The 14,216-nt window shown below is 58.7% G+C and carries 7 protein-coding genes and 1 pseudogene; 1 reads left to right on the top strand and 7 read right to left on the bottom strand.

Annotated elements, in window-relative coordinates:
• Positions 1 to 182: 182 nt before the first annotated feature.
• Positions 183 to 7,943: a dermonecrotic toxin domain-containing protein gene (locus AACY11_RS25430; RefSeq protein ID WP_339495993.1), complete on the top strand. Its 7,761-nt coding sequence runs from the start codon at positions 183 to 185 to the stop codon at positions 7,941 to 7,943.
• Positions 7,944 to 7,967: 24 nt separating this feature from the next.
• Here AACY11_RS25430 and argR read toward each other — a convergent pair whose 3' ends face one another.
• The 7 genes and pseudogenes from argR to AACY11_RS25465 form a co-directional block, all read right to left on the bottom strand.
• Positions 7,968 to 8,948, bottom strand: coding sequence for a transcriptional regulator ArgR (gene argR / locus AACY11_RS25435; protein WP_339430883.1), 981 nt, complete (start codon positions 8,946 to 8,948; stop codon positions 7,968 to 7,970).
• A 231-nt stretch (positions 8,949 to 9,179) separates the two neighbouring features.
• Positions 9,180 to 9,944 carry an ABC transporter ATP-binding protein gene (locus AACY11_RS25440; protein ID WP_221734282.1) on the bottom strand — a complete coding sequence of 255 codons (765 nt, stop codon included), beginning with the start codon at positions 9,942 to 9,944 and terminating at the stop codon, positions 9,180 to 9,182.
• Between the two features lie 27 nt (positions 9,945 to 9,971).
• On the bottom strand, positions 9,972 to 11,084 hold the full coding sequence (locus AACY11_RS25445) for a M14 family metallopeptidase (protein WP_339495994.1): 1,113 nt from the start codon (positions 11,082 to 11,084) through the stop codon (positions 9,972 to 9,974).
• Position 11,085: 1 nt separating this feature from the next.
• Positions 11,086 to 11,784 (bottom strand): ABC transporter permease, encoded by a 699-nt coding sequence (locus tag AACY11_RS25450; protein WP_221734280.1) that lies wholly within the window; start codon positions 11,782 to 11,784, stop codon positions 11,086 to 11,088.
• Positions 11,781 to 12,470: an ABC transporter permease gene (locus AACY11_RS25455; protein ID WP_053122878.1), complete on the bottom strand. Its 690-nt coding sequence runs from the start codon at positions 12,468 to 12,470 to the stop codon at positions 11,781 to 11,783. Before AACY11_RS25455 ends, AACY11_RS25450 begins: the two co-directional genes overlap by 4 nt.
• Positions 12,471 to 12,561: 91 nt before the next feature.
• Entirely contained in the window at positions 12,562 to 13,335 is a 774-nt protein-coding gene (locus AACY11_RS25460) for an ABC transporter substrate-binding protein (protein ID WP_221734279.1), read from the bottom strand.
• A gap of 584 nt (positions 13,336 to 13,919) precedes the next feature.
• Positions 13,920 to 14,216, bottom strand: a pseudogene (locus tag AACY11_RS25465) (integrase core domain-containing protein); the annotation flags it as partial.

Here is a 14,216-nt window from a genome sequence, read left to right on the forward strand (position 1 = left end):
CCCGGGTTTACGGCAATGCGACAAATAGCGTCGCAAAGGCGCAGTTTAAACTGGCGCTGCCGATTGCGGCAGACGCGGGAGAATATCAACTCAGCCTCACGTCCAAGCGATAAATATGTACCGCACCTGGATCGCCACTTCCTGATTTGCTGTCGCTCTTTTCAACGGCCAAGGAACGGCACATGCATTTGCCTCAAGGACAGCACCCCACAGCTAGAACCGACACGACCGACCCGCAACACCCCGATGATCACTATCAGCACTTGAAGAACGCCCTGCCCGACTGGCTTGCCAACGTCTCCCCCACCCGACGCCAGGCCCTGAAAAAAGTCCAGCCGTCACAAACCCTCACACTGCAGGCGGTATCGACCGCACAGCATCAGAGACTCAAAGCCCTCAACGCCGAACACTGGACGGCGCAAAGCGAGGTCGACACGCAACTGGAACATTTGCAGGACGCCAGTGCCTTCGCCGAACCCTTGCTCAAGCAAGCGCTGAAAAGCCGCTTCGACCTGGATGTGGATGTGCGCAAGACGTTCCTGCGCCTGTATATCCCCGCAACCACGCCCTGGTTCCCGATCAGTACCGGCGCTCGGACCTGGACGGTCTCGCTGCTGGATGCCGCACTGCATAACTTCGAAGAAAAGGAAACCCGCAACAAGGCCTTCGAAGCCGATTCGACTTACATCACCCAGCCCTCATCCACCGGCCAGTTCGATACCCTGCCGTCAATCAAGGCCAAACTGAGCATCGCGAACTTTACAAAACTGTGCCGGGAACTGGATATCGGCGCGCAATACAAAACCCATCTGGAAGCCCACCTGGGCTTCTCCGATCCGGCAGTGGCAACGTCGCTGCGCCAGAAGATTGATGCAAGTGAAAAAGCCGCGATGCGCGCAGCGCTGCAAATGGCACTGATGAACCGTGACATTTCGCAAAGTTCTTTTCGCCTGATCGACGCGATGCTCGACGGGCTGCAAGGCATACGAATCAACAGCGTGCCCGTGGTGCGTCATGACGTGACGATGATGGGCGCCACGCTTACCGGTATCGTCGTGTTTGCCCCCAGCCTGGAGGAGGCGCGAAAAAACGCCCAAGTGGTGGCCTATGTCCCGGAAGACCCCGAGCACCCGTTCAAGGAATATGCCTCGGCGCTCGAGATGGTCATTGAATTGACCCGACAGTTGCGCTCAAAGGATTACCAGCACTTTTTCAGCCGGTTCGTGAATCACGAACACCGCGGTTTTTTCTTCTCCGGCCTCAATGACCGCCTGAGCAAAATCAAATGGCACCCAAGCGAGAAAGGGAGCTCTGAACCCGCCTGGCGGGCGTCCCCGGTCGAGCGCCCCAATCTGGAGACGGCATTCATCCCGTTCCACGACGACCTGTGGCAACACCTCTATCAGGCGAAACTCAACAAGATCCTCAATGACGCCCGTTTCATCGCCGTGCCGACCGCTTCGGTCGACCAGAAAGCCCGCTGGGCCTTCTGGGATTCGGTGGTCAATATCATTTCGACGATCGTGCAGACCGCAGCGCTGGTCGTTGCGCCGTTCGTGCCCGTGCTGGGCGAAGCGATGATGGCGTACATGGCTTATCAGTTTCTCAACGAGGCCTTCGAAGGCATCATCGAATGGGCACAGGGGCGCACCACCGAAGCGTTCGAACACTTGATGAGCACCCTCGAATCGCTGATCCAGTTGGGGTTGTTTGCAGTCGGCGGGAACATTGCCGTGGCCGAGCTTCCCAAGATTTTGCCCAAAGAAATCGTCGCCTTCATCGACCGTTTCAAAACGGTCAAAATGACCAACGAACAAGTCCGTTACTGGGATCCTGATCTCGGTCGCTATCAACAGGAGAGCGCTCCTGACGCCGACTCCACGCCTAATCAACTGGGCCTGCACGAGCATCAGGGCAAACATCTGTTGCCGCTCGAAAACGCCCATTTTGCCGTGAGCGAAAGCACAATCCCCGGCCAGTACCGGATCGAACACCCGACCCGTCCCGATGCTTACCAGCCGCTGTTGCGACACAACGGCGACGGCGCCTGGCACACGGAACTCGAACAACCACTGGAATGGGACAAGCCCACGGCGTTGCGCCGGATCGGCCCCTTGGTCGAGTCGTTTTCCCCACTCGAACGCGAAACGATTCTTCAGGTCAGCGGGGTCAACGAAGGCGCCCTGCGCAAAATGCATGTCGAACAGGAAAAACTGCCGCCGCTGCTGGCCGACAGCATCCAGCGCTTCAAGATCGATCAGCAACTGCAACGTTTTAACGACTATCTGAGCAGCGATGCGCCCGAGCAATACCTGCGCGCCGACCCGGTCATGCAGTTGCAACTGTTGACCGAGCAGGGTCGCTGGCCTGCCGGCAAACGCCTGCGTTTGCTGGATAAACAAGGCGAACTCATCTGGCAATCCTCCAGTGACGAGCGCTTGCCGCTGACCGAGTTGCATCAAGCCAGCCTGATCGGCGACGACCTGCTCAAAAGCCTGTTTTATGCCCTCGACGAGGCGCAAGGCAAAGCCCTGCTGGGCATGGAGTTTTCCGGCCCGACGCCGCCACTGGACGTACGCAGCCAGATGCTTCGCAAGCAACTGGCCCAGCTCGCCATGCAACAACGCAGCGTCATGTTCGAGGCGCGCTATCAGGCGCTGCAGCACAGCGACGATCCACTGGCGCAGCCCCTGCTCCAGCACGATCCGGCGCTACCGGCCGCCGTCACCCGCGAATTACTCGCCACGACCACCAGTGACGAACTGCTGGCCATCAGCGAAGGGCAAGTGCCGGCGCGTCAGCAGCAACTCATGCAACTGGCCCGTCAGGAAGTGCGTGTCACCCGCGCCTATGAAGGGCTGGAGCTCGATTCCGTCAACAACCCGGATTCTGACACCCTGGCACTGCACAGCCTCAAACTGTTACCTGGCTGGAGCGGCGATGTACGTATCGAAATCCGCGACGGGTACTACGAAGGGCCGATACTCGACAGCACCGGCCGCAGCGATGCCCCCGCGCAGAAAATCCTCGTGCGAAAAAGCGATGGCAACTATCAGCCCTACGATGAACGCGCTCAGGAGCTGCATTCGGCCACCGATTTCTATTCAAGCCTGCTCCACGCCTTGCCGGATGCCGATCGCCGGGCGTTGAACCTGCAAATCAGCGACGCAGGTAAATTGAAGCAAGCGATTCGAGCGAATCCGATGGCGCGCAGCGAACTGCGGGTTGCGATTGCACAACCACCGCTACCGGAGCCCGTTATCGATACGTTGCGCCTGGTCGGTGTTGAAAGTCATCCACCAACACGCAGTGCGCAAGCGCGAACGCTCGCTGAGCGGATACTTGAGGTCTATCCGAACGAATCGCCAGCCGAAGTGCAGATGTTCATTTTCGAGCACCAGCGAGGCGCGGGTGGTGTGCGAGGCGAGCTCTCGCGACTTCACCGCGAGTACATCAGGCTCAGCGACGATCTGCGTCGCTGGCAGTTCGATGTGCCGTCGCACGACCCGCAGACAGGTCTGGCGTTGACACCGATTCAGCGCAGAGCCGCCCTGCAAAGCCGTTCGACCCTCAGACGCGGGATCGAGCGGTGCTGGCGCAAGCAAACGCGCGGACCGGCCGGTTACCTGATGCAGATCACTGACCCGATCATTGGCGAGCTTCCTGTGCTGGATGCTGACTTCAGCCACGTCACCTCTCTGGCGATCAATGGCATCAGAAGTACCCGCGGTGTCGATCAGTTCTTGCAGCGTTTCCCCACATTGATGTATCTGGATGTGCAAAACGCCAACCTGCCAAATCTGCCGTCCGCCCTCACCTCGATGCCGGTGCTGCGGCAACTGATCCTGCGCAATTGCAACCTGCGCCTCGGCGCTGGCGATCAGGTTTTACTGGCTTCATTGTCAGACCTGTCCGTTCTCGATCTGCAGGACAACCCGCTAGGGCTGCACCTCGATATCCAGCCAATGACCTCGCTGCGTTTACTCAACCTGACCAATACCGGTATCACGGAGGCGCCAGCCAATCTGCTGAGCCACCCACGATTGGTCAGCGGTAAATTCGCCAGCAACCTGATCACCGAAGTGCCGGACGCCTTATTCACACTCAACAGCATGCTCAGCGACGGCTTCAATTTCGCCGACAACCCGCTGAGCGCCGCCTCGCGAGAACGCGTGAAAACCCATTACCAGCGCACCACAAAGCACTTCGGGGTAGTGCCTGAAGAAGTCGACATCAACCGCACGATCAACCTGTTTGCGGCACTCGAGCCTGCGCAGGCTACCGACGTGTTCTATCAACTGCCCGGAACGCTGGCTCAAGGTCGGGCGCAACTGACCCAATGGGAAGTCGAATTCAGACAGATGAAGGATGGCCTTGCGCAATGGAGCCGAAACATTCCCGAAAACGACCCCACGACCGGCCAACCGCTGAACCTGAACGAGCAATCCAGCGAACTGATGCACCGCGAGCGATTCGCTCAGGCGCTGGAGCAATTCTGGGGCAGCAGAACCCCACACCAGCCCACGCTCAGAAGCTGGTACCTGGAGGCGAATCTGGACTTCATCGGCGATCTGCCAACGCTGGATGCCGACTTCAGCCACGTCTCCAAACTGAGCCTGACCGGCAATAAAGACGTTTCAGCGCTGACGCCATTTCTGCATCGTTTCCGGAACCTGGAAGCGCTGCATCTGTTTGATTTCGATCTGGAACCGGCGTCCAGTTCGATCATCGGTTTTCCTCGCCTGACCACGCTGGAGCTGAAGAATTGTGCGGTGGTGCTGACCCCGGAAAACCAGGCAGCTCTTTGCACCATGAGCAGCCTGGAAACACTGGAGCTGGGCAACAATCCGCTGGGCACACTGCCCGACCTGAACCTGCTGCCCAACCTGACTTATATCGATGTGAGCAACGCTGGCTTGTCCACCGTCCCGGACGGCGTCATCGATCACCCGAATCTGCGCACGATGATCTTCAGCGACAACCTCATCACCGAACTGCCCGAGGCCATTTTCGAACTGCCCCCCAATCGCAGCGACGGGATGGATTTTGCCGACAACCCTCTATCAGCCGCGACTCGCGAACGGATCAAAATCTATTACCGCAAGACGGGGCAAGACTTCGATGTGCAGGCCGATCCGGCTGACATTGCCGTGGCTCGGGAACTGTTTCCACAACTGGATGCGCAGGAAGCCAGTGACATGATCTACGACTTGCCCGGCACCCTGGTCGATAGTCATGATCAACTCGGTCGCTGGCAAACCGAGCTCACCACGCTGACAGCCAATCTCGCCACGTGGGCGCCTAAGGTTCCCTCCCTCCATCCCGTCACCGGTGAAGCCCTGACGGCCATCGAATTGCTCAACGAGTACGCATACCGCAAGGCGTTCGGGCAAAAGCTTGAGAACTTCTGGCGTCATCGCTTGACCCTGTCCGGAATGCGTGACGATTCTTTTTCCTCGGGCCTGCCATTCATCGGTGACATGCCCGTGCTCACGACAGACTTCAGCCACGTCTCGAACCTGCACCTCAAGGGCAATCCTGCCTTGCGTGGAATCGAACCGTTCCTTGATCTGTTTCCCAGAGTGCAATCGCTTGAGATGCGCGACCTCACCATGGAGCAATTCCCCGCGCCCGTTGGTCGCATGCAGGAACTGAAGGATCTGACGCTGAACCATTGCCAGCTCACGTTGACCCCCGAGGGGCAAAACACACTGATCTCACTGAGCGACCTTGAACGTCTGGACCTGAGCAACAACCCGTTGACGCTGGCACCGGATATCGCGGCGATGCCAAAATTGAATGACATTCGCTTGTCCAACTGCAGCCTGACCGAACTGCCAAATGGTCTCGAAGCACATCCCAACCTGAAATCAGTTCTGCTCGAAAGCAACCGCATCACCGAATTACCCGAAGCGTTTTTTCAAATCGACGCCGATCTGGCTGACGGCGTCGATCTGTATGACAACCCTTTGTCGGACGCCAGTCGTGATCGCATCAAGACGTTCTACAACCAACAAGGATGCGACCTTGGCGTGCAGGCCGATCGTGCAGACATCGGCCGCGCGCGCGCCTTGTTTCCGGAGTTGGAAGACGAAGACGCCAACCATATGATCTACAAACTGCCGGGCTCGCTGGACGACGGTCGAGCCCAGCTTTTGCGCTGGGAAAGCGAAATGGCCCAAATGGATCGCGACCTCAATGCCTGGACCGAGGCCATTGCGGCAAGCGACCCCGAGACTGGCCAGCCACTCAGTACCACCGAGGTGGCAACCGAGCGCGAAGCCAGACAAGAGTTCAGCAACGATCTTCAGCAGTTCTGGCGCCAGCGCCGCGCAGACAAACTTGAGCTGCGCTCCAATACGTTCACTGCCGAACTGCCCTTCACCGGTGATCTGCCCGCCCTGTCGGCTGACTTCAGCCATGTCAAACAATTGTCCTTGCAGGGCAAATCAACGCAAAACGTCCCGGACGCGTTCCTGAACTGTTTCCCTGGTTTGTCGGGGCTGGAAATGCGCGATATTGCCCTGCGCCGCTGGCCTCAGGCGCTGAACAGGATGCCCTCGCTGCTGACCCTGGCGCTTAGCAACTGTGGTGTGGTCTTTGACGCCCAGGCGCAAGCCATGCTTTCAGGTATGCGCCGGCTGACCATGCTCGATCTGTATAAAAATCCACTGGGTGTGGTGCCTGACGTTTCGCCGCTCAAGGCGCTGACTTACCTCGACCTGTCCGAAACCGGTATCGACAGCGTCCCGGCCGGTCTGACGGAGATTGCCGACCTCAACACCGTGTTGTTGAACGATAACCGCATCACCGAGTTGCCGGAGGCGCTCTACAACCTCCCCGACCCGGTCAGCAATGGCATCGCTCTGGACGACAACCCGATGTCTGCAAAGACGCGCGATCAGATCAAAGCCTATTACCAACGTACCGGCAGGCATTTTTTCGTACTGGCCGAACAGGCCGATGTCGAACGGGTACAAGCGTTGTATCCACATTTGTCGCAGACCCAAGCCAGCGATCTGATTTACCGCCTGCCCGGCACATTGGCGGATGGACGCGTCGAACTGGCACGTCGAGAGACCGAACTGACGACCCTCAACAACGACCTTGAGCGCTGGATGAACGCGCAGTTGCTTGACCCCGTCACCCGCCAATCGCTGGAACCGCAAGCGCGGCTGCAAGAGCAATCCAAAAGGATGAAATTCAAGGAAAGCCTGGAAAATGCCTGGCGTCGCAAATCATCCGCAATTCAGTCCGCGTCCAGCCTGACCCTCGACCTGTCGTTCATCGGAGACCCGCCTGCCTTGGCCGCGGACTTCGGGCATGTGCTTGAACTGGATCTGACCAGCACGGCTACCGTTGCGCCGCGAACCGAAGGCTTGCTCGCCCGCTTCCCTAACCTGCTGAGTCTTAAGATGCGGGGGTTTGAACTCGAGAGCATTCCCGCCGAGGTTTTAAGCATGAAGAAACTCAAGCTGCTGAATCTGCCCGAGTGCAGCATCCGCCTGACAGAAGACACTGCGAATGCGCTGGGGGCTCTGGAAGAAATCGACAGCCTGGACTTAAGCAACAATCCCCTAGGACGCGCGCCCGACATCAGCCGCATGAAGCAACTGACCCGCCTGGATCTGAGTAATACCGGACTCACCGAGACGTGGCCGGCACTGTTCGACTCCATCACACTGAGCCACGCCGACCTTTCGGATAACGCGATCACCGAGTTGTCGATTGAAATACTGCGTGGTGATCGTCAGTTGATCGCCCACTTCAACTTCGATGGCAATCCGTTGTCGGGGCTGGCCCGCAGACGGCTTGAAGACTATGCACAATTGCGCGCAGCCAGGCTGAATGAACCGCGCTGGCGCCAGCAGATCACCGTGGGGGATGACACGAGCTCATCGTCGTCTTCGACGTTTGCGACCTCGCCGCAATCGGAGAATTAACAATAGTCGCCAACCCGACGCGGCTCAGCCGCGCTCGGGCGGCACCGACGACAATTCGAACGGGCTGCTGCTTCGCCGCTGGTTGCGATCTTCTCGCGGCGTGGCACCGAAGAAGTTGCGATAAGCGCTGGAGAAGTGCGGCCCCGAGGAGAAGCCGCACGACAGACCGATCTGAATGATCGACTTGCTGGTTTGCATCAACATTTGCCGGGCCTTGTTCAGGCGCAGTTCCAGGTAGTACTGGCTCGGCACACGATTGAGGTATTGCTTGAAGATCCGCTCCAACTGCCGACGGGATACGCACACATGCTGGGCAATTTCGTCGGTGGTCAGCGGCTCTTCGATATTGGCTTCCATCAGCAACACCGCCTGGGTGAGCTTCGGATGGCTGGAGCCCAGACGGTTCTGCAACGGAATGCGCTGACGCTCGCCGCCCTCGCGGATGCGCTCCACCACCAGTTCTTCGGACACCGCACCGGCCAGCTCTGCACCGTGATCACGCGCCAGCACTGCCAGCAACAAGTCGAGCACCGACAGGCCGCCACACGCGGTCAAGCGATCACGGTCCCAGTCGAACAGATGGCTGGTCGCGATGACTTTAGGGAAACGCTCCGCGAAATCGTCCTGCCAGCGCCAGTGGACGGCAGCGCGGTAACCGTCGAGCAAACCGAGTTGCGCCAACGGATACACGCCGGCCGACAGACCTGCGATCACACAGCCAGCCCGCACCAGTTGTTTCAGTGCACTGCTCAGAGCCGGCGCCAAAGACGTCGGTGGCTCATCGGCGAGCAGAAACAGTTTCTGGAAGTTTTCGAGCTTGCCGGCCCATGGCTCGCCGGGCAATTGCCAGGCACCTTCGGCGGGAGGCTCGGCCTGCAAGAACGTCAACTCGTAGACCACGTCCGGGTGCACACGCTGAGCAACACGCAAGGCCTCCTCCGCCAGCGCCAGCGTCAACGCTTTAGTGCTGGGCCAAATCAGGAAACCAATTCGATGGGCAGTCATGGGCGGGCAATCCGAAACGAAGAACGGTGATGAAGGCAAGGGCCAATGCTAGCCCGAAATCGAAACTGTCGCAGATCCATTGTGGGAGCGGGCTTGCTCGCGAATGCGGTAGATCAGACACCAATGATGTCGACTGATACACCGCTTTCGCGAGCAAACCCGCTCCCACAGGGGGCCGAGCAAGTTTTCAGGTCGCGAAGCATGACCTAATTGGGTGCATAACGGGAGCGATTACTTGAGGCTACCCGAGAGGAACTGTTGCAGACGTTCCGATTGCGGATTGACCAGCACTTCACGCGGATCGCCGCTTTCTTCCACGACACCTTTGTGGAGGAATACCAACTGGTTCGACACTTCACGGGCAAAGCCCATTTCGTGGGTGACCACCACCATGGTGCGGCCTTCCTGAGCCAGCGCCTGCATGACTTTGAGCACGTCGCCTACCAGTTCCGGGTCGAGCGCCGAGGTCGGTTCGTCGAACAGCATCACTTCCGGTTCCATCGCCAGCGCACGAGCAATCGCCACACGCTGCTGCTCGCCACCGGACATGTGCCCCGGGAACGCATCCTTACGATGGGCCACGCCGACCTTGTTAAGGTAATGCTCGGCTTTCTCGCGGGCTTCGGCCTTGGACATGCCCAGCACATGCACCGGCGCTTCCATGATGTTTTCCAGCGCGGTCATGTGCGACCACAGGTTGAAATGCTGGAACACCATCGACAGACGCGAACGCATACGCTGCAGTTGCTTTGGATCAGCGGCTTTCAGCGCGCCGTCCTTGTTCGCGACCAGTTTCAGCTCTTCGTTGTTGAGCAGAATCTTGCCCGCGTGCGGCTGCTCAAGCAGGTTGATGCAACGCAGGAAAGTACTTTTGCCGGAGCCACTGGAGCCGATGATGCTGATCACATCGCCGGCTGCCGCTTTCAGGGACACGCCCTTGAGCACTTCGTGACTGCCATAGCGTTTATGCAGGTCTTGGACTTCAAGTTTGTACATGCGGTCGGTTCTCACAAAAACAGTCAGTCAGTCGTTGAGCAAGCGCCCGTGACGCAGCGCTTCGCGCCCCGCCACCTTGGCCAGCCAGAAACCGGGTTGGGCATAGCGCAGCCGTTCAATGGCAAACAGCACCCCGGACGTACCAGCACACACCGTGCTGACCCGATCGGACACAGGGTCGATCACTTCAAAAATCTCATCACCGGCCTCGACCCATTCGCCGGGTTTACGCACAAAGCTCACCACGCCCGGGTGCGGCGCGAACAACAATTCGGTGCCTTCGAACGGCATGCCTTCGCACGGCTCGTGTGCCGGGCTCGGCCACTCGCCGCTGATCAAGCCCTGCTCGGCGAGAAACGCCAGAATGCCTTCAGCATGGGCCTGGGCATCAGCGCGGCCAGTGTCAGCCTGACCGCCCAGCTCGATGGTCGTCGCCAGACAAGCCAAAGGAATCTGCGCCTGCGGGAACTGACGCGACAGGCGCAGCCACGGCAGCGAACAGGCTTCATCGAAGGAGCTGCCGCCGGAATCTTCCGCCAGCAAACCCACTTTCACATTCAGATGCGCGGCCAGTGAACGCCACTGCGGCCAGTGCTGCGGCAACGCATACAGGTGCAGTGCCGCTTCAGCATCACAGTGCAAGTCGAGCACCACGTCAGCGGTGCAGGCATGGCTGAGCAATACGCGCTGCATGCCTTGCAACTGGCTGCTCGCGGGCGGCAATGCCGCCAGATGATCGGCCATCGCCTGACGGATCAGGCGAATATTGGCGTGCGAATCGTCACCCAGGCTGTCGGCCAACGCCGCCGCAACCGGCGCGCTCAGCTCAACGAAGTCACGGTTGAAATTCTTGCCACTGCCCGCCTCGAAACGGCCTTGGTGATTGCCTTGCAGCAACTGACCAAGCCCCAACGGGTTGGCCACCGGCACCAGCTCGATCACGCCGTTGAGCAGGCCTTTGTCTTCGAGTTCGCCGAGGCGCTTTTTAAGCTCCCAGGCGGTGCGCATGCCCGGCAATTCGTCAGCGTGCAGGCTGGCCTGAATGTAAGCCTTGCGCTCGCCGCTGCCGAAACGAAACACCGAAATCCTGCGCTCGCTGCCCAGATGGCTCCACGGCAAAACGTGGTCGATACGTTCCATATCAGTGCTTCCGCGGGGCCAGATAGCTCAGCCAGCGACGCTCGGCCAGCTTGAACAACTTGACCAGAATGAAGGTCAGGCACAGGTAGAACACGCCAGCGGTGATGTACGCCTCGAAAGGCAGGTAGTACTGCGCGTTAACGGTACGGGCCGCACCCGTGATGTCGATCAGGGTCACGATGGACGCCAGACTGGTGGTCTGCAGCATCATGATCACTTCGTTGCTGTACTGCGGCAACGCGCGGCGCAGGGCCGACGGCAGCAGGATGCGCTTGTACATCTTGAAGCGCGACATGCCCATGGCTTTGGCCGCTTCGATCTCACCGTTCGGCGTCGCCTTCAGGCTGCCGGCGATGATTTCCGCGGTGTAGGCGCTGGTGTTCACGGCGAACGCCAGGCATGCGCAGAACGTAGCGCTGGACAGCCACGGCCAGAGGAAGCTTTCACGTACAGCTTCAAACTGGGCCAGACCGTAGTAGATCAGGAACAGTTGAACCAGCATCGGCGTACCGCGAATCACGTAGGTGTAGAGCCACGCGGTGCCGTTGACGATCGAGTTCTTGGAGACGCGCATCAGCCCCAGCGGCAACGCCGCCAGCAGACCAAAGAACAGCGACAGCGCGAGCAGTTTGAGGGTGGTCAACAGGCCGCCGAGGTACAGCGGCATAGCCTCCCAAATGACGTTGTAGTCGAAGATCATAGATCAGCCGCCCTTACGCCTACCGAGTAGCGCTTCTCAAGTTGACGCAATGCCAGCAACGAGACACTGGTGATCACCAGGTACATCGCCGCCACTGCAAGGAAGAAGGTGAAAGGCTCGCGAGTGGCATCCGCCGCCTGCTTGGCCTTGAACATCATGTCTTGCAGACCGACCACCGAAATCAGCGCAGTCGCCTTGGTCAGTACCAGCCAGTTGTTGGTGAAGCCTGGAATCGCCAAGCGAATCATCTGCGGCACCATCACCCGGAAGAACACCTGAAAACTGCTCATGCCGTAGGCCATGCCCGCTTCGGCCTGCCCCTTGGGGATCGCCATGAACGCGCCACGGAAGGTTTCCGACAGGTACGCCCCGAAGATGAAACCGAGGGTGCCGATACCGGCGGCCAACGGGTTCAGGTCGATGTAATCGTTGAAGCCGAGCAGCGGCGCCACGCGGTTGAGCAAGTCCTGACCGCCGTAGAAAATCAGCAGGATCAGCACCAGATCGGGAATCCCGCGGATCACCGTGGAATACAGATCGCCCAGCCACGCCAGCCAGCGCACCGGCGACAGGCGCAGTGCAACACCGATCAGCCCGAGAACGATGGCCAGAGCCATGGACGACAAGGCGAGCTGAAGCGTCAGCCATGCGCCATCGAGGATGACAGCCCCGTAGCCTTTCAACATGATTCAGGTCCTCGAAAGTAGGGATGAAAAAATGGCGCAAACCGCAGAGATCCTGTTGCTTGCGCCATTTCGGACTTGTCGCAGAGACGTATTACTTGCCGTAGATATCGAAGGCGAAGTACTTGTCCTGGATTGCTTTGTATTTGCCGTTTTCGCGGATGGCCGCGATGGCCGCGTTGATCTTGTCTTTCAGGGCATCGCCCTTACGCACAGCGATGCCTACGCCGTCGCCGAAGTATTTGACGTCGGTGAAAGCCGGGCCTGCGAAGGCGAAACCTTTACCGGCGTCGGTGTTCAGGAAACCGTCTTGCAGCAGGGTGGCATCAGCCAGGGTGCCGTCGAGGCGACCGGCGGCCACGTCGAGGTAGATCTCGTTCTGCGAACCGTACGGCTTGATCTCGGCGCCCAGTGGAGCCAGGACTTCGCGGGCGAAACGCTCGTGGATCGAACCACGTTGCACGCCGATGTTCTTGCCCTTGAGCTCAGCCAGACCTTCGCTGACCTGAGTACCGGCCTTCATGACCAGACGTGCCGGGGTGTTGTAGTACTTGTTGGTGAAGTCGACGGACTTCTTGCGGTCTTCAGTGATCGACATGGACGACAGGATCGCGTCGATCTTGCGCACTTTCAGTGCCGGGATCAGACCGTCGAACTCTTGCTCGACCCATACACACTTGACCTGCATCTGCTCGCACAGCGCATTGCCGATGTCATAGTCGAAACCGACGATGCTGCCGTCCGGCGCTTTGGAAGCGAACGGAGGGTAAGCCGCTTCGATACCGATCTTCACAGGTTTTTCGTCAGCGAAGGCATTGAGCGACAGCACGGACAGTGCCAGGGCGCCAAGCAGCACAAGTTTCTTCATCTTGAGACTCCATCGGTAAAGGGCAAAAACGGCAGAGTGAGCAACAGCCCAATATGCGAATGGGTGAATCGGAAAATCCGTTGCTGCATCGGTGGGAAATTTCCTATTGAAACCGCAGGAGGTTTCAACGTTAGCCACGATGAGCCAGTGATCGGCATTCTAACGACAGGCCCGAAGTCGATATTTCTTCAATGCGACAACTAATTACAGATGCACCGAGAAACCGACTTGAGCACATTGACAGTCTTGCAATTTCATGCAAGAGCGAAAGACAGTGAACCGATCTATGCTGCAAATTGCGGGCCTATTATTCGCAAACCCTTCTAATCCGGCAAGCGCAGCGTTGTGTCTTATTTTTCTCGCCTGGTTTTGAGGCTCTGAAACGGGGCGATGCGTTTCCCCTCGCCCCGGTTTGGCGCTGGCGGTTACACATTTGGTTACGGGGATGAAGACGGGTAACAGGCGGAAATGTCTTACGCGGGAAATCGATAATTATTGGTTGGGTGGTTTCGGTTTCTGGCTGCGGACTACACCAGCGCCTGACAAATTGCCTTCGCGAGCAAGCCAGCACATAAACAACATGTCTAGTCCTGAAATAGGTTTACACCTGTTTCACCCCAACGCCCGATGCACTGCATCGGGCGTTTTGTATTTTAAGGACAGGTGCGGGCGTTCCTGGTTGTAGATCAGGATCGCTTCTCGCACCATTTGCTCCGCTTGCGCCAAGTCTTTCGGCCGGTGGAGTAATAGTTCTGTTTTCAAGATGCCGTTGACCCGCTCTGCCAAGGCGTTCTGGTAGCAGTCGTAGCCATCTGTCATCGAACACGTGATGCCATGCTTGGCGTGGAGCTTTTGATACAGCGCCGAGCAGTACTGGACTC

Origin of the sequence: Pseudomonas sp. RA_105y_Pfl2_P56, from assembly GCF_963970845.1 — a bacterium.
GTDB classification, from domain to species: Bacteria; Pseudomonadota; Gammaproteobacteria; order Pseudomonadales; family Pseudomonadaceae; genus Aquipseudomonas; species Aquipseudomonas baetica_A.

Bases quoted from the DNA above. Each gene is read 5' to 3' on its own strand.
- AACY11_RS25430 (WP_339495993.1), top strand. From the start codon at position 183: ATGCATTTGCCTCAAGGACAGCACCCCACAGCTAGAACCGACACGACC.
- argR (WP_339430883.1), bottom strand. From the start codon at position 8,948: ATGACTGCCCATCGAATTGGTTTCCTGATTTGGCCCAGCACTAAAGCG.
- AACY11_RS25440 (WP_221734282.1), bottom strand. From the start codon at position 9,944: ATGTACAAACTTGAAGTCCAAGACCTGCATAAACGCTATGGCAGTCAC.
- AACY11_RS25445 (WP_339495994.1), bottom strand. From the start codon at position 11,084: ATGGAACGTATCGACCACGTTTTGCCGTGGAGCCATCTGGGCAGCGAG.
- AACY11_RS25450 (WP_221734280.1), bottom strand. From the start codon at position 11,784: ATGATCTTCGACTACAACGTCATTTGGGAGGCTATGCCGCTGTACCTC.
- AACY11_RS25455 (WP_053122878.1), bottom strand. From the start codon at position 12,470: ATGTTGAAAGGCTACGGGGCTGTCATCCTCGATGGCGCATGGCTGACG.
- AACY11_RS25460 (WP_221734279.1), bottom strand. From the start codon at position 13,335: ATGAAGAAACTTGTGCTGCTTGGCGCCCTGGCACTGTCCGTGCTGTCG.